Origin of the sequence: Pseudomonas sp. EL_65y_Pfl2_R96 (assembly GCF_963970905.1) — a bacterium.
Lineage (GTDB): Bacteria > Pseudomonadota > Gammaproteobacteria > Pseudomonadales > Pseudomonadaceae > Aquipseudomonas.
This window is the reverse complement of sequence record NZ_CAXAQH010000134.1, coordinates 1-652: the sequence shown is the minus strand read 5'-3', so window position 1 is coordinate 652 and position 652 is coordinate 1. Positions and strand designations below refer to the sequence as shown.

1 protein-coding gene is annotated in these 652 nt (G+C 64.4%); it reads left to right on the top strand.

Features of this window, described 5'->3' with window-relative positions; translation table 11 throughout:
* Window positions 1–652 (top strand): carboxyl transferase domain-containing protein (locus tag AACY49_RS29840; RefSeq protein WP_339527789.1); only part of this gene is annotated, 652 nt, incomplete at both ends.

Below are 652 nucleotides of genomic sequence, written 5' to 3'. Positions count from 1 at the left end.
AACTGGGCGGTGCCGACACCCACGGTCGCCGCTCGGGCGTGGTCGATCATGTCGCCGAGAATGATGAGCATGCGCTGACGATCGTGCGCGACATCGTCTCCACGCTTCAGCCGCAAGTCCAGGCGGCGGTGAACCTCAAGGACCCGCGCCCGCCGAAATTCGACGCGGAGGAGCTGTACGGCATCGTGCCCGCCGACGTCCGCGCGCCCTATGACGTGCATGAGATCATCGCGCGGCTGGTCGATGGCAGCGAGTGCCACGAGTTCAAGGCGCTCTACGGTCCGTCGCTCGTCTGCGGTTTCGCGCATATCTGGGGCATCCCCGTGGCGATCCTCGCCAATAACGGCGTGCTGTTCTCCGAGAGCGCGCAGAAGGGCGCGCATTTCATCGAACTCGCCTGCCAGCGGCGCATTCCGTTGCTGTTCCTGCAGAACATTTCGGGCTTCATGGTCGGGGGTAAATATGAGGCCGAGGGCATCGCCAAACATGGCGCAAAGCTCGTCACCGCCGTCGCCACCTCCACCGTGCCCAAGATCACCGTGCTGATCGGCGGCAGCTTTGGGTCTGGCAATTACGGCATGTGCGGGCGCGCCTATAGCCCGCGCTTCCTGTTCAGTTGGCCCAACAGCCGGATCAGCGTGATGGGCGGGGA